Below are 19,340 nucleotides of genomic sequence, written 5' to 3'. Positions count from 1 at the left end.
CAACAGGGGATCACCATGGACCGTCGCAGCTTCATCAAAGCCGGCGCCGCCGCCGCACTCGCCGGCATCAGTGCTCCGGCTCTTTCGCAATCAGCCCGGCAGAAAGTGCTTCGGTTCGTGCCTTATACGGACCTGACGATTTTCGACCCGATGTGGTCGACGGTCGATATCACCCGCGACTACGGCTACATGATCTACGATACGCTGTTCGGGCTGGATGCGAATTTCCAGCCGCAGCCGCAGCTTGCCGAAGGCCTGCTCTGGGGCGATGACGGGCGTAGCTGCACCATCACGCTGCGAAGCAACATCACCTTCCATGACGGCGAGCCGATCCGCGCCCGCGATTGCGTCGCCAGCCTGAAGCGCTGGTCGCAGGCCGCGCCGATGGGCGCGACGCTGTTCGCGCTGACGGACGAACTCGTCGCGGTCGACGACCGGACGCTGCGCTTCCGCCTCAAGCGCCCCTTCCCGATCCTGCCCGCCGTACTGGGGCAACTCAGCGCTCCCGTGCCTCTCATCATGCCCGAGCGGGTCGCCCAGACAGATGTGAAGACGCAGATCACCGATCGGACCGGCTCGGGCCCGTTCAAGTTCAAGGCCGACGAGTTCCAGCTTGGCAATCTTGCGGTGTTCGAGAAGTTCCAGGGCTATCAGCCTACGCCCAGCACCGCGCGCGGCCTGACGGCAGGCCCGAAGATGGTCCATTTCGATCGTGTCGAATGGCGCCGCATTCCCGACGCCGCAACGGCCGCCGCGGCGCTCCAGACTGGTGATGTCGATTGGATCGGCGGACCGACGTCAGAAACGGTCGAGCTGCTGGCCGGCTTCAAGGATATCGACCTGCCGCGCCTCGAGGACATCCCCTCGATGGCGATGATGCGGATCAATGCCCTGCATGCCCCGTTCAACAACAAGAAGATTCGCCAAGCATTGCTCCCCGCAATCGACCAGGCGGAGTTCTGCATGTCCGTCGCCGGCACCAACCCGCAGAACTTCGCGACCGGCAGCGGGTTCTTCCCACCCGGCACGGCGCTCGCCAGCGATGCCGGCCTCGACCCGCTGAAAGGTCCCCGCAGCATCGAGAAGGCCCGGCAGCTCCTGAAGGAGGCTGGCTATGCCAACGAGCGGGTTCGCCTGCTTGGCGCCGCTGACAGCCCGGCTTCGACCACGCCGCTGGCCCAGGTCGCGGCGGACATGCTCGGCAAGCTCGGCCTGAATCTGGATATCGCGCTTCTCGACAATGCTTCCGTCGCCCAGCGCCGCCGCTCCGAAGAGCCGATCGACAAGGGCGGCTGGTCGTTGAGCTGCTGGCTCTTCCCCGGCACCTGGTTCGTTGATCCCGGCACCAACATCATGCTGCGCGGCAATGGGCGCAACGCCTGGTTCGGCTGGCCGACCGTTCCGAAGCTCGAAGAACTCCGCGACGCCTGGCTCAACTCGCCATCCGTCGACGACCGCAAGCGCATCGCGCAGGAGATGCAGGTCGTCGGGATGGATGAGCTCCCGGCCCTTCCGCTCGGCGCCATCTACCGCCAGACCGCGCTCAAAAAACACCTGGTCGATCGTGTGCCGACTGCGACGGTGTTCTGGAACATCCGTCGTGGCTGATTTCGCCCTCCCTGCGGCATGAGGAGACCGCTCCATGCTCGCCTACATCCTGAAACGCATCCTCGCGACGATACCGGTCATGCTGGTCGTCGCGCTGACCGTGTTCTCGCTGCTGTTCCTCGCACCCGGCGATCCCGCAACGATGATCGCGGGGGACCAGGCTTCAACGGCGGATATCGAGCGGATCAGGCAGAGCCTCGGCTTGGACCAGCCCTTCCTCGTGCAATTCGGCAACTGGCTGTGGCGGCTGGTCCATTTCGATCTTGGCAACTCCGTCTTCACGGGCCAGCCGGTGACGGCGCTGATGGCGGAGCGGGTTGGGCCGACTGTTTCGGTCATGCTGCTGACGCTCCTGCTCTCGGTCTGCATCGCCGTCCCGCTCGGCGTGGTTGCGGCCTGGAAGAGCGGCAGCTGGATCGACCGGACGATCATGAGCGTCTCGGTGGTCGGTTTCTCGGTACCGCTCTTCGTCGTCGGCTACATCCTGGCATGGGCCTTCGCCTTGAAGCTGCAATGGCTACCGCCGCAGGGCTACTCGCCGCTGTCGGAAGGGCTCTGGCCGTGGCTGCAACGCCTCATTCTGCCCGCCGTCACGCTCGGTTTCGTCTACATCGTCCTGATCGCCCGGATCACGCGCGCATCGATGCTGGAGGTCCTGCAGCAGGACTATGTCCGGACCGCGCGCGCCAAGGGCCTGGGCCCTCACTCCGTCCTGTTCCTGCACGCGCTCAAGAACGGTGCTGTGCCGGTCATCACGGTTATCGGCATCGGTTTCGCCGCGCTGATCGGCGGCACGGTCGTCACTGAAACCGTCTTCACGATACCTGGCATGGGGCGGCTGACCGTCGATGCCATCCTGCGCCGCGACTACCCCGTCATCCAAGGGCTCGTGCTGATTTTTTCGTTCGTCTACGTGCTCGTCAACCTGGCCGTGGACCTTATCTACACGCTCGTCGATCCGAGGATCCGCTATTGAACTCCTCCCTGCTCCACGCCGGCACCGTTGGCAGGTCTTCCGAAGGCTCCCGCCTTGCCGAGGCGCTCAAGCTGATGCGGCGGCATCCGACGATCCCGTTCGGATCGGCCGTCCTGATCGCAATGGTCGCGATCGCCATACTGGCCCCGATGCTGGGCACGATTGACCCGACGGCGACGTCGCTGGCGCGCCGGCTGCGCGAGCCTTCCGCCCAGTTCTTCTTCGGCACCGACATGCTCGGGCGCGACCTGTATTCCCGCGTCCTGTATGGCGCCCGCATCTCGCTGCTGGTCGGGTTTTCGGTCGCGATCCTCTCGTCGGCCGGCGGCCTGCTGATCGGCCTGATAGCGGGCTTCATCAAGCGCGTCGACGTCGTCGTCATGCGCATCATGGACGGGCTGATGTCGATCCCGTCGATGCTACTGGCGATCGCGCTGATGGCTCTCACGAAGGGCTCGGTCATCAACGTGATCGTCGCCCTGACGATCGTCGAGATCCCGCGCGTGACGCGCCTGGTCCGCTCGACGGTTCTCTCCCTACGCGAGCAGCCCTATGTCGAGGCCGCCACGGCCGCCGGTGCGAGTACGCCCCGGATCATCGTCCGCCACATCCTGCCGAACTCGCTTTCTCCCCTGATTGTGCAGGCGACCTATATCAGCGCGGCGGCGATGGTCACCGAAGCCGTGCTGTCCTTCATCGGCGCAGGGACGCCGCCGATTACACCGTCCTGGGGAAACATCATGGCGGAGGGCAGGACGCTCTGGCAGCTCAAGTTCTATATCGTGCTGATCCCGGCAGCTTTCCTTTCGGCCACAGTGCTTGCCGTCAATCTCCTCGGGGATGGGCTGCGAGATGCCCTCGACCCGCGTAGAATCTATTGAACCAACATGTCACACAGCCTGTAATCTTGATAAAGCGATCGCTCGTCCGATCGCTCCATTAACGAAGCGCAGTGTATTGGCTCGCGTCAGTCTTATAGTCGAGCCCGTATGCGCTGACAGCATTGAAGACCAGCGGCCCATCGACGCGCGCGCGGACCTCTCGCTCATCCTGGACGAGTCGCCAAGCATTGACCGTGCCTGGCGTCGGCAGGCGCAGATTGATGCCGCGGTGGCCCACGAGGTCCTGCGGCATGGCCGGAGCGGGCTGAGCTGGGGGGTAGCCGGGCGTCCCGACGATCGCCATAGGGATGTCGGGCCCGAGCCGAACCGCGACCATGTCCTTGGCGACGTGCTCGCCCAGCCTGACGGCGGCGTCGAACGCCTCGGCGACGACGTCCGAGAGCTCATAGGTCGTGACGATCTCGATAATGATATCGCGATAGTCGGCGAGAACCTTCGTTACGGCCGGCAGCAGGCAAAAGAATTGATCCTATCGCCCGTTCAACCGCAGCCCCCTAAAGGCCAGCGGCTATGCTTCCTCCCAGGGAAATGCGCGGGAACCTTTGTAAATTTGGGGCGTTTACAGACCTGCTTTGGAACACGCGAATGCAGAAGCTTCTAGTTTGCCGCGTCGGCCCGGTGTGGGCCTACCGCGATGTTACGGGGGCGACCTATGGCCACTCGCCCCATATCCAAGAGGCGGTGCAAGCTGCTCGAACCACGGCCGAACGACGAGGCGGCGAGGTGAAGTTCAGTGTTGAAGCAGAGCAACAGTATCGCTCCCTTACCAGTGTGCAACTTGACAAGGTAGCGTCAGATAAGGCCAATCGTCAAAATAGTGTTCGCGTCTGGATTCACCGGATAGCGCGCGCGGCGAAGCAAAGCAGCGATTTCATGCGGTAGCGTTGCCTTTGTACAATATGGCGGAGGCTAGATTGTCGAATAGCATGGTAGTTTCGGCAGTTCTGCGGCCAGAATTAGACGACAGCGCGAGTACGCCAGATCCTAGAGACTGGCTGGCAGCGATCATCGACGGATCGGATGATGCGATTGTCAGCAAGAACTTGAACGGAATTATCCAGAGCTGGAATGGCGGCGCGACGCGGCTGTTCGGCTACCCGCCCGAAGAAGTAATAGGCCGATCCGTCACCATCTTAATTCCGCCCGACAGGCTGAATGAAGAGCCGATGATTCTGTCGGAGATCCAGAAGGGCAACCGCGTTGATCATTTCGAGACCCAACGTCGACGCAAGGACGGCTCACTGATCGACATCTCGCTGACAATTTCGCCCATCCGTAATGAAGCTGGTAAAATCGTCGGCGCTTCTAAAATTGCCCGTGACATCACCGAACGCCTGAGAGCTCAGCAGCAACAGCAGCTGCTGATCGGCGAGATGCATCATCGCATCAAAAACCTGTTCGCCCTGGCAACGGCAATCGTCTCTATCAGCGCCCGCTCGAAGGGTAATCAAGCCGAGGTTATCGATGGGCTGCAGGCCAGACTATCTTCGTTGGCTCGGGCCCACGAACTGATCCTCGCGGACCGTTCCCACGGGCCCGATTCCGGGCACTTGACGCTTCGTTCGCTCGTCCAAGTCATCCTGGAACCCTACGCCCTCGATGACCGGATCGAGGTCTGCGGCGACGATTGTGAAATAGGGGGAAAGGCCGTCACCAATTTGGCTCTGTTGCTCCACGAATGGGCTACGAACGCCGCAAAACATGGATCATTGTCCAGGGATGCCGGCCGTCTCATGATCGAGATTTCTCGTTCCGATGATGACCTCATACTGACCTGGAAGGAGATGGGCGGACCTGCCCCCGTCCTACGAGCTGCAGGTTTCGGTAGCAGGTTGGAGCAAGGATTGGCTGGCGCATTACACGCTACCGTCGAGCGAGATTGGCAGGAGTCAGGTCTGGCCCTTTCGCTCTCTATTCCGAAAACGTCCCTAGCTTGATGGGCCTCAATCGGCTTGCAACACCGCCCTACGTTTGGCGACTATCCAGCGCCCCCTGGACTGCTTCGACCGCGTCATCGGTGGACACGTCGTCTGCGGCCGCCGCTCCTTGAGCTTACTCGGCCGTCTCGCCCCTGAATTTTAAAGTTGCACGGTAAACGGGCTGACCATCATGTTTCTCGACAGACGCGCTGAGATCCAGCGCCGGACCGTCAGGAGCTCCTCTTTGGCCATGTCGGCCAAAGCTTCCTGAGCGGCGTGCGCGGCGGCTTTGTCATCGGGGTAGACCAAAGCCTCGTCGCCTTGTCCACCTCCCGTTGTCGGTGGTGAAACGATATCCAGGCATAGGGTGATCCCATTATTTATGGCCAAACGCCAAGCTCTCTGGCGGGGTCCGTTCGCACAAAAAAGGCCCCGACAGCCGAGGCTGACGGCGCCAGGTGAGGATTCGAGGTGTCTCGAAGGCGGAACGCGCGACCGCATCCTTCGTTCCTATCCGCCGTGCGGCTTAGGTGGCGGCAGCGTCGGCGGACCGTCGCGCCAACGCCACGCCCAGCGGATCGGCGTCTGGCAGCCGGCAAGCGACAGCGATCCCAAGGCGAGAAGCATGATACGGTTCATGGACGTGTTTTGGAGGAAAGCGTGGGCCCGGCCGTGCGGGCCATCCTTCGCGGGAAGGATGCAACTGTTCTGGGCAACTGGGGTTCTTGGGCTGCGGCGTCAGAGAGGGCTCACATGAAGCACGAGCGCAGGCTAAGCGAATGCAGGAGCGCGAGCGGGACAGAGAGGCGAAGCATCGGCCGCCGAAACTCTTTTCGGATCGGGCCGCTGCCGCGCTGACGCTGGCTGCCAGGCCCGAGAATGCCGGCAAGACCATCGTGGTGATCTTCCCCGACAGCGGCGAACGCTATCTCTCCTACGTGGAATGAACCGGCGCGGCGGCCACCCCATCCGGGGGGCAGCGTCGCGCCACCGGCTCATCTGGAGATCGGCAGTTCGGTGCGATCGCGGAACCGGGCCAACCCGAAACTCGACAGATCGATGCCGCTCGCGCCATCGAAAATCGTCTGGGCGACCGCCTCGCCGATTGCTGCCGAATGCTTGAAGCCGTGCCCCGAGCAGGGGGACACCACGAGCACGCGCTCGCTGTCCGGCCAGCGATCGATGATGAAGCCGTTGTCGGGCGAGACTGTATAGAGGCAGGTCTTGCGCCGCGTCTCGCCGATCCGCAGCCCTTTCAGCCGACCTTCTGCCGCACGCGAATAGAAGGCTCTGGATTCTCCATCCTCGCTCGAGCGGTCGAAATCGTCGGGATCGACGCCGTGCGTTTTCTCACCGTGAGCGAGCTTCACCGCGCCGTCCCGCGCTGGGAAGCCGTAGAAGCCGTCCTCCGGGCGCGGGCCGTAGGACCAGATGTAGACCGGGGCCTCGTCCCAGCCCGCCGGCACCGAGGGATCGACCCGATACCAGTGCAGGATCTCGCGGGTTGGCCGTAGCAGGCTCGCGATGCGGGGGCCGAGCAGGCGGCCGGCCCAGGCACCCGCGCTGACCACGACTTGGCCAGCCGCGATCGTGCCACGCCCCGTTCGCAGCTCGACATGATCGCCATGCGGCACGATCTCGCTTACGCGCGTGTCGAAAGCCGCGCGCGCGCCCGATGCCTCGGCGAGACGGAGCTGGACTGCGATGCAGCGCTCCGGGCTGAGATACCCGCCCTCCGGTTCGTAATAGACGCGGTCGCTTTCGGACAGGCTCAGCCAGGGATAGCGGCGACCTGCTTCGTCCGCGCCGATCAGTTCATGGCGCGTGCCAGTTGCACGCGCGACGGCAAGCGTGCGCTCGACGAAATCGGCCGGGCTCGGCCGTGGCACCTCGCTCGATATGGCGAGAAATCCGACGCGCCCGAACAGGCTCTCCCCGCTGCGCTCTTCGAGCTCCGCCCAGATCTCGTGTGACCGACGCACGAGTGGGGCCAGCGCCGATCCTTCTGCGACAGCCAGGCGCGTAATGCGCGTCTCTCCGTGGCTCGAGCCCAGCTCGTGCGGTGGCCGGAACTGGTCGACGCCGAGGACGTCCGCTCCCCGTGCGGCGAGCTGGAAAAGGCTGGCGGCGCCCATGGCGCCGAGGCCGAGTACGACGATGTCCGCCGTCAGACGGTTGTTCATGGGAGGCGACCTTGCAGTGGCACGACACGAACTGGCCGCTCAGGCGGCTACGGCCGGCTGCCGCCAGCCCAGCTCCGGAGCGACGCGGCGCAGCACGTCGTCCAGGATCTGCTGGTATTCGGCGAGCTCGAAATCATAGGGCAGCTCCAGCCTGAAGGCCGTCGCATGAGGCAGGACCGGATCGCTGCGCAGCTGCGACAGAATCTGGTCGGTGCTGCCGACGAGATCGGGGGCGAAAAGCGTACGCTTCGGTCCTTGCGGGTCCAGAGTGCGGGCCGTCCGGCCTTGCGCATAATCCGCGTAGCGGCGGCGCGAGGCGACATCGGCGCCATCCGTCGGAACGATGACCCGCCCCAGCGCAATCTGCGGCGGACGTGCGCCGGACCAGGCGTCGAGGAAGGTTTCGACGATGTGCTGCTGGGCCTCAAAGAAGCGATCCGTCGTCTCGCCCTGGACGATGTTGCCGGTCAGCAGATCAAAGCCGTTGTGCCCGGCCCAGGCGGCCGAGCGCAACGAGCCGCCGCCGTACCATAGGCGCTCGTCGAGTCCGGGCGCGACAGGATGCAGGCGCGGCCGCTGCGGCCCGGCGGGCGAGGCGATCACCGCATGCTCGTCGCCCAGCAGCGGGCTGCGCAGGTTCTCGCGCAGGCGCAGCGCCCGTTCGTAACCGTAGTCGGCGGCCTTGGGAACGCCGTCGAAGAAATGCGCGCCGAGATAGTCGGAATGGGCGGGCGCGCCGACGCTGATCCCAATTTGCAGGCGCCCGTGGGACAGAGCGTCGACCGTGGCGAGATCCTCGGCGAGGCGGAACGGATTCTCGTAGCCGAGCTGGATGACCGCCGTACCGAGCTCGATCCGGCGCGTGCGCTGGCTTGCGGCGGCGAGAAAGGTCGCGGCCGAGGAGACGCCGCGCTCGAGATGCCGTTGCCGGACCCAAGCCGAATCGTAGCCGAGGCGCTCACCCAGCGCGAACAACTCGAGCCCTCGCTCGAGGCCGGCGGCGGGATCGTCCAGGGTAAAGGTGCCGGGTGTCAGGAAGCCGAGCGAGGCAATAACCATCGCGCCCTCAATATTTCGGCAGGCCGGGAGGATTGGTCTGCGGCTTGTCGAGGCGCTCCTCTTCGACGCCCCAGCGCTTCAGAGCGGCGTCGAAGCGGCCGTCGCGATACACGCCGTCCAGCGCGATCGTGATCGCCTCGGCGAGGCCGGCCCCCTTCCGGGTCGCGACAGCGACGTCCGAGCGCTCGGGCCAGCCGGCGCTGAGCACGCCGACGCGCCTGATGTTCCGGTCGCGCTGCTGGATGAAGAGAAGCTGCGCATGGGGCTGGACGATGACGTCGGCGCGCCCGGAGGACAGGGCCAGCAGGCGATTGGCCTCGTCGTCGAAGGCGATGAGCTCAATCGGCCTGAGCCCGCCGGCGACGTTCTGCTTGCTCCATTCAAGCAGGATGCGTTCCTGGTTGGTGCCGGCGCCGAGCACGACGCGCAGGCCTGCCAGATCCTTCGGCTCGGCGATCTTCTCGACCTTGCTGTCGGCCTTGACGAAGAAGCCATGCAGCCCGAGCCGGTAGCTGGAGAAATCGAACTTCTCCTTGCGCTGCTCCGTCACGCCGATATTCGAGATCGCCGCGTCGTATTTGCCGGAGATCACGCCGAGCGGCCAGTCGGCCCAGGGTGTCGGTACGAGCTTGAGCTTGAGGCCGAGGCTGTCGGCGATGAGCTGGGCGACATCCGGATCCGCACCCACCAGCGTATTGGAGTCGGTCGCATAGGTTGCAAGGGGCGGCGTGCTGGCGTTGGTCGCCACCGTGAACACGCCGGGCTCCACGAACTTGAAGTCCTTCGAGATTGCCGTGATGGCGGCCGGGTTGGGCTGCACGCGCGGCCGGCCTGGCTGTTCGGGATTGAGGTCGTAGACCGACTGGGCGAGGGCAGGCGCCGCGAGCGAGAATACGGCGGCGGCGATGGCCGCTCTGCGGGTGATCATGGCGGGTCTCCGAGCGAAGGGGGCGCCCACCGGCGCCCCGTAGATCGAGGGGAAGAAAGCTGGCGAAGACGCGCAGGTCAGCTCTTGGGCAGACCCGCCGGATTGGCCCGGGAGAGTTCTATCGCCTCTGCCGCGAGGCCCCAGCGCGCCAGCGACTTCTGGTAGTTGCCGTTCTTGATCTGAGCGTTGATGACGGCGGCGATCGCATCCGCGAAGCCCGCGCCCTTCTTCGTCGTCACGGCGATCTCGGCGGTCTCCGGCCAGCCGCCCGAGAAGGAGCCTACCAGCCGGGTGGTGCCGGTCTGCGCGGACTTGAAGCCGAGGATGCCGTTCGGCCCGAAATAGACGTCGGCCCGGCCGGAATCGAGCGCGAGATAGAGCACGACATCGTCGTCGTAATACTGCACCTCGGTGGTCTTGAGGCCCTTGGCCTCATTGGCCTTGATCCAGCGCAGCAGGATCTGCTCCTGGTTGGTGCCCGACGAGACGATGACCTTAAGCCCTGCGATATCTTCCGGCTTGGTGATTTCCTTGATGCCGCTCTTGGCGCCGGCATACAGGCCTAGCTGGTCCTTGCGGTAGGTCGAGAAGTCGAACTTCTCCTTACGCTGCTCGGTGACCGTGATGTTCGAGATCGCCGCGTCGTATTTGCCGGACGTGACGCCCAGCGGCCAGTCGGCCCAGGCCACCTGCACCAGTTCGAGCTTCAGGCCGAGGCCGTCGGCGACGAGCCGGGCGATGTCGGGCTCGGAGCCGACGATGACCTTCTGGTCGTCGGTCGCGTTGATGCCGAAGGGTAAGCGAGTGCCGGTGGTGGCGATGGTGAGTGTGCCCGGCTTTGCGAGCTTCACATCCTTCAAGAGCTTGATCGCCTCGGGGACCGCCTCGGCGCGTTGCTGACCCTTCTGCGCCGCGGTCAGGTCGAAGCTCTGCTGCGCCAAGGCGAGCGAGGGGAATAGCGCGGCTCCGGCGAGGAGGCCGAGCAAGGCGCGGCGGGAAAATGCGTTCGACGAGGTCATGGTCGGGCCTTTCGGTCGAGAGGGGGATGGAGGCGGTGGGGCTTCACAGCACCTTGGCGAGGAATTCCGCGGTGCGCGGCTGTTCGGGCGCGTCGAGCACCCGCTCTGGTGGGCCGGCCTCGACGATGCGGCCGCCATCCATGAAGACGACCTGGTCGGCAACCTCGCGGGCGAAGCCGATCTCGTGGGTGACGATGACGAGGGTCGCGCCGGAACGGGCCAGCTCCTTGATGACGGCCAGCACCTCGCCGACCAGTTCGGGGTCGAGCGCCGAGGTGGGCTCGTCGAAGAGCAGCGCCTTGGGCTTCAGCGCCAGCGCGCGGGCGATCGCGACGCGCTGCTGCTGCCCGCCCGAGAGCTGGCGCGGATAGGCATTGGCCTTGTCGGAGAGGCCGACGCGGGCGAGAAGTTCGCGGGCCGCGGCCTCGGCTTCGGCACGGGTCGTGCGGCGCGCATGGATTGGCGCCTCGACGATGTTCTCCAGCGCCGTCAGATGCGGAAACAGGTTGAAGTTCTGGAACACCATGCCGACATCGACTCGCCGGCTAAGTACCTCGCGCTCCTTCAGCTCGTAGAGGAGCTCGCCCTGCTGCCGATAGCCGATGAGCTGGCCGTCGAGCGTGATCGCGCCGCGATCGAGGCGTTCGAGATGGTTGATCGAGCGCAGCAGCGTCGACTTGCCCGAGCCGGACGGGCCGATGATCGCGGTGACCGAGCCCGAAGGCAGAGTCAGCGAGACGTCGTCGAGCACCTTGAGCTCACCGAAACTCTTGGAGACGCTTCGGATGGTGATCTCGCCGCCGCGGCGATGGGCGAGCGGGGCCTGTGCGACAGGCTCGCCCGGCACGGTGGGCGTCGCCGCGGCCGAGGCGCTGCCGCGCGCGAAGCGCCGCAGCAGCGGGTCGAAGATCGAGGGCGGGCGCTGGCGTAACGCGCCGCGGGCGTAATAGCGCTCGATCTGGGACTGGACCACCGACAGCGCGGTCAGGATGACGAGATACCAGACCGTCGCCACCATCAGCAGCGGGATCACCTCCAGATTGCGGCGATAGATGACCTGGACGGTGTAGAACAGCTCCGGCAACGCCAGGATGTAGACGTTGGAGGTGCCCTTCGCGAGGCCGATGATGTCGTTGAAGGCGGTCGGCGTGATCGAGCGCATCGCCTGCGGCAGCACAATGCGGAAGAACTGGCGCCGCTTCGGCAGGCCCAGCGCGGCCGCGGCCTCGTGCTGGCCCTGGTCGACGGCAAGCAGGCCGCCGCGGATGAACTCGGCCGAGAACGCGGCCTGGTTGAGCGTCAGGCCGAGCACCGCCGCCATGAAGGGACTGATGAGCTGTGTCGTCGGGTAGGAGAACAGCGTCCAGCCGGTGAAGGGCACGCCGAGCGAGACGGTCTCGTAGAGATAGCCGAGATTGTTGAGGATCAGCAGGAGGACGATCAACGGGATCGAGCGGAAGATCCAGACGAAGGTCCAGGACACCGCCGCCAGCGGGGCCGAGCCAGAGAGCCGCGCCAGCGCCAGAAGCGCCCCGAAGGTGAAGCCGAGCAGAGCGCCGAGCAGCGTCAGAAGCAGCGTCCGGCCGAGACCGACCAGCACGGGTTCCGCGAAGAACCACTCGGCGAACACGTCCCAGCCCCAGCGCGGATTGCCCAGCACCGAATTGAGCACGGCGACGACGACGATGATTGCGAAAGCGCCGCCGGCGATGCGCCAGGGATTACGGGCCGGAACGATCCGGAGCCCGGCGCGTCCCGCATGCACGGACGTCGGGGGAACGGTCGCGGCGTTGCCGTCGAGGGCGAGGGTCATGGCTGGATCCTGTGACGGGATGGGGGCTCAGGCCGAAACGGCGAAGGCCTCAAAGGGCAGGTCGATCGACGCGACGAGGCGTTTGCGGAAGGGCAGATGGCTGAACTTGCCGGCGTCGACGTTCAGGTCGAAATGCGGCTCGTAGCCGAGCGATCGATAGAGCTCGACAGCCTCCGGCTGGCGGCTGCCGGTCGTCAGGTAGAAGCGGCGGTAGCCCTGTTCCAGCGCCAAACGCTCCAGTTCGCGCACGACCCGGGCGGCCAGCCCCTGGCGGCGCAGATCGGAGCGCGCCCAAACACGCTTGACCTCGGCCGTCTCGGGCTCCGCATGAGGCATGAAGGCGCCGCCGGCGATAGGCTCCCGGCCTCGCAACAACAGCAGGAAATGGCCGCGCGGCGGCAGGAACAGCTCGGGCGGGTAGCGATGGAGCTCGACGACAGCCGGGTCGCGGCCGGGGACATCGCCATAGCGGCCGTCATATTCTCGGATCAGATCCTGAATCAGGGGCTGCGCCAGCGGATCTTCCGGGCTGGTCGAGACAAACAAATCCGTCATCGGATTCTCCGTCATCAGGCGAGGAAGCGCTCGGCGAGGCGCGTCCAGTAGGGCGCGGCCGGCGCGATCAGCGCGTCGTTGAAGTCGTATTGGGGAGAGTGCAGCGGCGGCCCCTTGCCCGCTCCGACGAAGAGGAAGGCGCCGGGCCGCTCCTCGAGGAAGTAGGCGAAATCCTCGCTCGCCGTCCGCGGCGCCAGATTCGGCTCCACCCCGGCGGCGCCGAAGACGGCGAGCCCCGTCTCGCGCGCGAACTGCGATGGGCCCGCATGGTTGACCACGGCCGGCATTCCCAGCCGGTATTCGACGTCCGCCGTCGCGCCAAAGGCCTCGGCCTGCGCCTTCACCAGGGCCGGCAGGCGCTCGGAGAGGAGCCGGCGCACCTCGGGAGAGAAGCTGCGGATCGTCGCCTGGAGCTCGACCGAATCCGGAATGACGTTGGAAGCCGTGCCGCCATGGATCGAGCCGACCGTGACGACGGCTGCCTCCAGCGGGGGAACGTTGCGGGAGACCAGGCTCTGCAGCGCCGTCACCACATGGGCAGCGGCGAGCACGGGATCGACCGTCTCATGCGGCGCGGCGCCGTGACAGCCGTGGCCGACGATCCTGATGACGGCCTTGTCCACCGCCGCCATGGCCGGGCCGTCCACGAATCCGAACACGCCCTCGGGCACCCCCGGCCAGTTGTGCAGGCCGAAGATCGCATCGACCGGGAAGCGCTCGAAGAGGCCGTCGCGGATCATGCTTCTGGCGCCGACGGAGATCTCCTCGGCCGGCTGGTAGATCAGCCGCAGCGTGCCGTCGAAGCGCTTGCGCCGGGCGAGCGCCCGGGCGGCGGCGAGCAGGATCGCGGTATGCCCGTCATGGCCGCAGGCGTGCATCACGCCGGCATTCCGGCTCGCATGCGGCAGGTTCGTCGCCTCGGCGATCGGCAGCGCGTCGAAGTCGGCACGGATGCCCAGCGCCCTCGTGCCGGTTCCGACACGCAGCGTGCCGACGACGCCCTCGCCGCCGATCCCGGTCTCGACGTCGTAGCCCCACTCGCCCAGCAACTCGGCGATATGCCGGGCCGTCTCCTTCTCCTGCGTCGAGAGCTCCGGATTCTGGTGGAAATGACGGCGCAGCGCGATGAAGCGATCGAGTTCTTCCGCGACCTCGGGAAGGACAGGCGACGGATTGCGGACCGGCGCGTTCATCCGGCCACCGCCAGCGCCTGAGCGGGCTGCGCCTGCGCATAGCGGCTCACCTTGAACGGCAAGCCGAGATGGTCGCGCAAGGTTTCGCCCGCGAGATCGCGGCTATAGCGGCCGCGCGCTTCCAGCTCGGGCACGACCAGCTCGACGAAATCGGCGAACCCCTCGGCCGTCACCGGGAAGCCGAGGATGAAGCCGTCCGCCGCCCCAGCGTCGATCCAGCGAATGATCTCCCCGGCGACATGCGCGCCGGTGCCGATGAAATTGGGCTTGGGTGTCGCGGCCGCAAGCGCCGCTTCGCGCAAGGTCTGATTCTGCTCCCGCGCAGTCTTCTTGATGCGGTCGGTCGTCGAGCGGAAGCTGTTCTTGCCGATGTCGCCGAGCTCGGGAAACGGCGCATCGAGCGGGTATTGCGTGAAGTCGTGATGATCGAAATAGCGGCCGAGATAGGCCAGCGCGTCGTCGATCGAGATCAGGTTGCGGATGACCTCGTATTTCGCCTGCGCCTCCTCGGCCGTGCGCCCGACGATCGGCCCGATGCCGGGGAAGACCTTGACGTCGTCGGCGCTGCGGCCATGGGCGACGGCGGCGACGCGCACCTGGTCGCGGAAGGCCTTCGTCTCTTCGAGCGAGGGCGAATGGGTGAAGACGGCGTCGGCATATTTGCCTGCGAGCTTGATGCCTGCGTCCGACGAGCCAGCCTGGAAGATCACCGGCTGGCCCTGCTTCGACCGGCCGATATTGAGCGGCCCCTCGACCTGGAAGAAGCGGCCCTTGTGGTCGAGCCGGTGCAGCTTGGCCGGATCGAAGAAACGGCCGCTCTTACGATCCCTGACGACCGCGTCCTCATCCCAGGAATCCCAGAGGCCCTGTGTCACCTCGAGATATTCGTCGGCGATCTCGTAGCGCAGCGCGTGCTCGGGATGCGGTCTGCTGTAGTTCGTCGCCGAGCCTTCCAACGGGGTCGTAACGACGTTCCAGCCGGCGCGGCCCTTCGAGATTTGATCGAGCGAGGCGAATTGCCGGGCGACGGTGAACGGATCCGAATAGGAGGTCGAGACCGTGCCGGCGAGCCCGATCTTCGTCGTCGCGACCGCCAGCGCCGAAAGGATCGTCAGCGGCTCGAAACGATTGAGGAAATGCGGGATCGACTTCTCGTTGATGTAGAGCCCGTCCGCCACGAAGGCGAAGGCGATGCCGGCGGCTTCCGCCCTGCGGGCGGTCTCGACGTAGAAGTCGAGATTGACGCTGGCGTCCGCTGGGCCGGACGGGTGACGCCAGGAATTCATATGCCCGCCGGCGCCTTGAAGCATGATGCCAAAGGAGACGGGTTTCGCGGCGTTCGCGCTCATGGGGGGCCTCGTCGGGTTGGAGAGGGATGCAGGATCAGGCTGCGGCCCGCTGGGCGCCGGCGGCGATCAGCTCGATGGAGTGCCGGCGCGCGGCCGCGTCGCGGACCGGGTTGTCGAGCACGACCTCCGCCACGCCGAAGCGCGTCGCCAGGGCATCGAGCTCGGCGCGCACCTCCTCGCCGGTGCCGGCGATGACGTGGGGATGGGTCTCGCGGACGGTGAAGTTTGCGTCGCCCGCCTCGCGCGCGAAGCTCTCTGCCTGCTCGCGGCTGCGCAGATTCACCGCGCGACCATCCGAGAGCGTCACGCGGAAGATGCGCGTCTCCCGCACTGCCTCCCGTGCCGCCGCCGAGGACGATGCCGCGAAGGCATGAACCGCCAGCGCCGGCGCTTGGCCGCCCCCGGCTCGATAGGCCCCGAGGCTGGCTTCGATGAGCGCGGCATCACCGTTGAAATGACCGGCAAAGACGAATTCCCAGCCGAGCCGCGCGGCGAGAGCGCCGCTCTCCGGCGAGCCGCCAAGCAGAATGCGCCGCGGTGTAGCGCGGGCGAGCGGCCGGGCGAGATCGTCATTTAAATAGCCCTCGAGCGCCTCGACCAGAGCAGTGAAATCCGGCGGCACTGAGCGGTCCAGACGGGACTGGAGAGCCTGCGTCGCCAGAGGAAGCCCGCCCGGCGCCCGGCCGATGCCGAAATCGACGCGGCCGGGTGCAAGGGCGGAGAGCAGTTTGAAGCTCTCAGCGACCTTGAACGGGCTGTAATGCTGCAGCATCACCCCGCCGGAGCCGACGCGGATGCGATCGGTCGAAGCGAGGATCCAGGCCGCCAGAATCTCCGGCGCGACGCCTGCAACCTCGCCGTTGCCGTGGTGCTCGGCCAGCCAGAAGCGATGGTAGCCCAGCCGCTCGGCGTGGCGGGCATAGGCGACGGAATCGGCAAGCGCCTGCTCGGGATCCGAGCCGTCCGCGATCGGACTCTTGTCTAGCAGGCTCAGCGCGTAAATCATGTTTCGCTCCGCAGGCCCATCGAGGGCGAGAGGCGGCGATTGTCACGGCGCGCGACCGTCCGGCGAAATAAGGATTGAGAATTTTCTTATCGTCAGCGTCGATAACACTCGGAATCCGAACGCTTGCTTCTCCTCTAAATCGCGATCGGAGAGAACTTCTTCTCTGCCGCAACCAAAATTCGCGATAAGGCCCTAGCTCCTCGGGGGCGTCCGGCAAAAGGGCGCGGCCATCCGGGCCGTCTGCTCAGCCACAGCCCGCGGCCATCGCAACGAGAGACCCGCAGAAGAGCGCATTCGCCAGCCCCGCATCATGGCGGAAGTCCTCCTCCGGGTGGGGTCGACTTCGGAAAGACCCCCTCGCGCTCACCCCTTATGATCGCGGTCTTCGCCCACGCGTCCGGATCGCCAACTTCCCTTCCTGATCGATGAATCTCCAGCAGTTCCGCATTGTTCAGGAGGCCGTCCGCAGCGGCTTCAACTTCACCGAGGCCGCGGCCGCGCTGAACACGTCGCAATCCGGTGTCTCGAAGCACATCAAGGATCTCGAGCTCGAACTCGGCGTCGCGTTGTTCGAACGGCGCGGCAAGCGCATGCTGGGCCTCACCGAGGCCGGGCGCGCCGTGCTCGGCTATGTCGAGCGCATTCTCGCCGACGCGACGAGCATCAAGCGCGTGACCGGCCATCTCCGCGACCCGTCGGCGGGCGAGTTCGTGATCGCCACGACCCACACCCAGGCGCGCTACGCCCTGCCCGAAATCGTCAAGCGCTTCCGGTCGGAGTTTCCGCAGGTCAGGCTCTCGATCAGCCAGGGCGATCCCGGCGACATCGTCACCCGCCTGCGCGAGGGTTCAGCCCATATCGGCATCGCGACCGAAAGCCTCACGAGCGCCGCCGAACTCGCGACCTTTCCCTACTACACTTGGCGCCACATCGTCATCGCCGACCGCTCAGACCCCCTCGCCGGTCGAACCGGGCTCGACCTCGCGACGATCGCGCAGCGGCCGATCGTGACCTACGGCCTCGGCTTCACCGGTCGGCCGCTGATCGACGCGGCGTTCCGGGAACAAGGCCTGACACCGGACATCGTCGTCGACGCCATCGATACGGACGTGATCAAGTCCTATGTGGCTCTCGGGCTGGGGCTCGGCATCGTCACTGAGATCGCCTTCGATCCGAAACGGGACGAGGATCTTGTCAAGATCGCCGACGATCTGTTTCCCGAGGCGACCTCCTACATCGCCGTGCCGCGCGGGCGTTTCCTGCCCGGCTACGCCCAGCGCTTCATCGAACTCTGCCGGCCGGAGCTGACAGCCGCGACGGTGCGCGCCGCGGTCGGCTCTGAGCCGCGATGAGTCCAGCCGGTCACACGCGTCCAGCAGGTCATCGACCTGCGACGCGTGTGGTCTTCTTCGACGGCCGATCGGCCGTTTCCTCCGCAACGGAGCCGTCACATCATGAGCACGCCGCGCGACACCATCTTCCTGATCGAACCCGGCTTCGCCGACCCCAAGCTGCCGGGCAAGCTCTGGTTCTGCCCGTTCTGCAATCAAATCGAAGGTGTGCTGGCGAGCTTTCCCGCCTTGAAGGACGCCGTCGAAGTCCGGCGCGTGCCCTTCGCTCGCCCGCGCGAGGCGGTCATCGCCGCGCTGGACGAAGCCCATCAAGGCCTGCCGGTCCTCGTTTTCGCCGACGCATCCACCGCTCCGCCCGATGCCCTTGAGAGCGACGGCCGCCGCTTTCTCAACGACACGCGCCGCATTCTCGAAGTTTTGGCCGAACGGCACGGCACGCCCTGGCCGCACTGAGGCCGGCACGCCCGGCGCGAGCGGAACGGACATGCTGGCGGCATCTCCCAGGCAGGGGCTTCAGTGAATGCTTTCGAGAAAAAGGCAAGCGCCATGCCTCGCTGCGATAGAATAATTTCAATGCGTTACAGCAATGCATCGGAAGTGCATTCTCGGTATCCGCCATTATTATTATCGAGAAGAAGCATATGCGATCATTGAATTTGACAGATCAGCCGCGCGAGCCATTGAATTGCATCGTCTGCCTTCTTCCAGGGCATTGATCTGTCCAGCATAGGCACCGGCAACGATCGCGCACCAGCGACCGGCCGGCCGATGGTGGAAAGGCTGTCCTGCCGCGCCGATGCCACCGCGCGTCGCGAAAAGGCCGTTCACGGAGATCTCACCATGACTGACGTCTTCATCCGGTCGTCGCATCACGACGATCCGGCACACCCCCTCGTCGAGGGGCTGATCCGGGAATATGACGGCCGCTACGGCGCCAACAGCCGGCCGGGCGGCGCCCGCTCGGAACTGTTCCGCTATCCGTCCGAGGCCTTCCAGCCCCCGTTAGGCGATTTCATCCTCCTGCAGCGCGATGGCCGCACGATCGCCGGCGGCGCCTTCATGAGCCATGACGACGAGACCGCCGAGCTCAAGCGCATCTGGACGGATGGCGACGTTCGCCGCCAGGGGCTCGCCGAGCGCGTCGTCGCGGAGCTCGAGGTGCGCGCCGCAGCGCTCGGCTATACGCGCGCCTACCTGACGACCGGATTCCGCCAACCCGAAGCGACCGCGCTCTATCTCAAGCTGGGTTATCGGCCGCTCTTCGACGTTGCGGCCGATCCGGCTCTCTATCGCTCCCTGCCCTTCGAGAAGCAGATCGGCCGCGCGGCCGCGCGCCCGGACGCCTCGCCGGTCAAGCCGCCGGCCGAGTCGCTCGAGGCCGCGACCGCACGCGTGGCCGTGATTAAGCAAGAGCAGGAAGCCCGCATCCTGGCGCGCCTTACCCATCACGGCGTGCTGGCCGCCTGATCCCTCTCCGG

Annotated in this window: 19 protein-coding genes; 10 read left to right on the top strand and 9 right to left on the bottom strand. The window is 65.8% G+C overall.

Translation table 11 applies throughout. The features are described 5' to 3' along the window. Positions 1-15 precede the first annotated feature (15 nt). The 7 genes from AC1DE3_RS24275 (at position 16) to AC1DE3_RS24245 (ending at position 6,352) form a co-directional block, all read left to right on the top strand. A complete protein-coding gene (locus AC1DE3_RS24275) occupies positions 16-1,608 on the top strand; it encodes an ABC transporter substrate-binding protein (protein ID WP_441514146.1) in 1,593 nt (530 codons plus the stop codon). Between the two features lie 34 nt (positions 1,609-1,642). Then, positions 1,643-2,584, top strand: coding sequence for an ABC transporter permease (locus AC1DE3_RS24270; protein WP_441514145.1), 942 nt, complete (start codon positions 1,643-1,645; stop codon positions 2,582-2,584). Further along, complete coding sequence (locus AC1DE3_RS24265; RefSeq protein ID WP_441514144.1) at positions 2,581-3,465, top strand: ABC transporter permease; 885 nt, start codon at positions 2,581-2,583, stop codon at positions 3,463-3,465. The genes AC1DE3_RS24270 and AC1DE3_RS24265 overlap by 4 nt, the downstream gene beginning before the upstream one ends. After that, the gene (locus AC1DE3_RS24260) at positions 3,437-4,087 is read left to right on the top strand and encodes a hypothetical protein (protein WP_476852827.1); all 651 of its coding nucleotides are present in this window, start codon (positions 3,437-3,439) and stop codon (positions 4,085-4,087) included. Before AC1DE3_RS24265 ends, AC1DE3_RS24260 begins: the two co-directional genes overlap by 29 nt. Further along, positions 4,072-4,368, top strand: a complete 297-nt coding sequence (locus tag AC1DE3_RS24255; RefSeq protein ID WP_476780957.1) for a hypothetical protein — start codon at positions 4,072-4,074, stop codon at positions 4,366-4,368. Before AC1DE3_RS24260 ends, AC1DE3_RS24255 begins: the two co-directional genes overlap by 16 nt. Before the next feature lie 32 nt (positions 4,369-4,400). Beyond that, on the top strand, positions 4,401-5,423 hold the full coding sequence (locus tag AC1DE3_RS24250; RefSeq protein ID WP_441514143.1) for a PAS domain S-box protein: 1,023 nt from the start codon (positions 4,401-4,403) through the stop codon (positions 5,421-5,423). 761 nt (positions 5,424-6,184) lie between these two features. Then, entirely contained in the window at positions 6,185-6,352 is a 168-nt protein-coding gene (locus tag AC1DE3_RS24245) for a hypothetical protein (protein ID WP_441514142.1), read from the top strand. Between the two features lie 48 nt (positions 6,353-6,400). Here AC1DE3_RS24245 and solA read toward each other — a convergent pair whose 3' ends face one another. The 9 genes from solA to AC1DE3_RS24200 form a co-directional block, all read right to left on the bottom strand. Then, positions 6,401-7,588, bottom strand: a complete 1,188-nt coding sequence (solA, locus tag AC1DE3_RS24240) for an N-methyl-L-tryptophan oxidase (RefSeq protein ID WP_441514141.1) — start codon at positions 7,586-7,588, stop codon at positions 6,401-6,403. Between the two features lie 39 nt (positions 7,589-7,627). Beyond that, a complete protein-coding gene (locus AC1DE3_RS24235; RefSeq protein WP_476852826.1) occupies positions 7,628-8,647 on the bottom strand; it encodes an LLM class flavin-dependent oxidoreductase in 1,020 nt (339 codons plus the stop codon). 7 nt (positions 8,648-8,654) lie between these two features. Beyond that, on the bottom strand, positions 8,655-9,575 hold the full coding sequence (locus tag AC1DE3_RS24230; RefSeq protein WP_441514139.1) for an ABC transporter substrate-binding protein: 921 nt from the start codon (positions 9,573-9,575) through the stop codon (positions 8,655-8,657). A gap of 77 nt (positions 9,576-9,652) precedes the next feature. Then, a complete protein-coding gene (locus AC1DE3_RS24225; RefSeq protein WP_441514138.1) occupies positions 9,653-10,594 on the bottom strand; it encodes an ABC transporter substrate-binding protein in 942 nt (313 codons plus the stop codon). Positions 10,595-10,637: 43 nt separating this feature from the next. After that, the gene (locus AC1DE3_RS24220; RefSeq protein ID WP_441514137.1) at positions 10,638-12,407 is read right to left on the bottom strand and encodes an amino acid ABC transporter permease/ATP-binding protein; all 1,770 of its coding nucleotides are present in this window, start codon (positions 12,405-12,407) and stop codon (positions 10,638-10,640) included. A gap of 27 nt (positions 12,408-12,434) precedes the next feature. Further along, positions 12,435-12,962, bottom strand: a complete 528-nt coding sequence (locus AC1DE3_RS24215) for a GNAT family N-acetyltransferase (RefSeq protein WP_441514136.1) — start codon at positions 12,960-12,962, stop codon at positions 12,435-12,437. A gap of 14 nt (positions 12,963-12,976) precedes the next feature. After that, the gene (locus tag AC1DE3_RS24210) at positions 12,977-14,155 is read right to left on the bottom strand and encodes a M20 aminoacylase family protein (protein ID WP_441514135.1); all 1,179 of its coding nucleotides are present in this window, start codon (positions 14,153-14,155) and stop codon (positions 12,977-12,979) included. Then, complete coding sequence (locus AC1DE3_RS24205; protein ID WP_441514134.1) at positions 14,152-15,504, bottom strand: LLM class flavin-dependent oxidoreductase; 1,353 nt, start codon at positions 15,502-15,504, stop codon at positions 14,152-14,154. The genes AC1DE3_RS24210 and AC1DE3_RS24205 overlap by 4 nt, the downstream gene beginning before the upstream one ends. A gap of 34 nt (positions 15,505-15,538) precedes the next feature. Next, on the bottom strand, positions 15,539-16,510 hold the full coding sequence (locus AC1DE3_RS24200) for an MsnO8 family LLM class oxidoreductase (protein ID WP_476852825.1): 972 nt from the start codon (positions 16,508-16,510) through the stop codon (positions 15,539-15,541). 425 nt (positions 16,511-16,935) lie between these two features. Here AC1DE3_RS24200 and AC1DE3_RS24195 point away from each other — a divergent pair, with 425 nt between their 5' ends. The 3 genes from AC1DE3_RS24195 to AC1DE3_RS24185 all read left to right on the top strand — a co-directional run bounded on the left by AC1DE3_RS24195 (position 16,936) and on the right by AC1DE3_RS24185 (position 19,329). Next, a complete protein-coding gene (locus AC1DE3_RS24195; protein WP_441514132.1) occupies positions 16,936-17,862 on the top strand; it encodes a LysR substrate-binding domain-containing protein in 927 nt (308 codons plus the stop codon). Positions 17,863-17,964: 102 nt separating this feature from the next. Beyond that, positions 17,965-18,315 (top strand): DUF3088 domain-containing protein, encoded by a 351-nt coding sequence (locus tag AC1DE3_RS24190; protein ID WP_441514131.1) that lies wholly within the window; start codon positions 17,965-17,967, stop codon positions 18,313-18,315. A 387-nt stretch (positions 18,316-18,702) separates the two neighbouring features. Next, complete coding sequence (locus AC1DE3_RS24185; RefSeq protein WP_441514130.1) at positions 18,703-19,329, top strand: GNAT family N-acetyltransferase; 627 nt, start codon at positions 18,703-18,705, stop codon at positions 19,327-19,329. The last annotated feature ends 11 nt before the right edge of the window (positions 19,330-19,340 follow it).

The organism is Allobosea sp. 10L417 (assembly GCF_056395485.1).
This window is presented reverse-complemented; position numbering and strand designations above follow the sequence as displayed.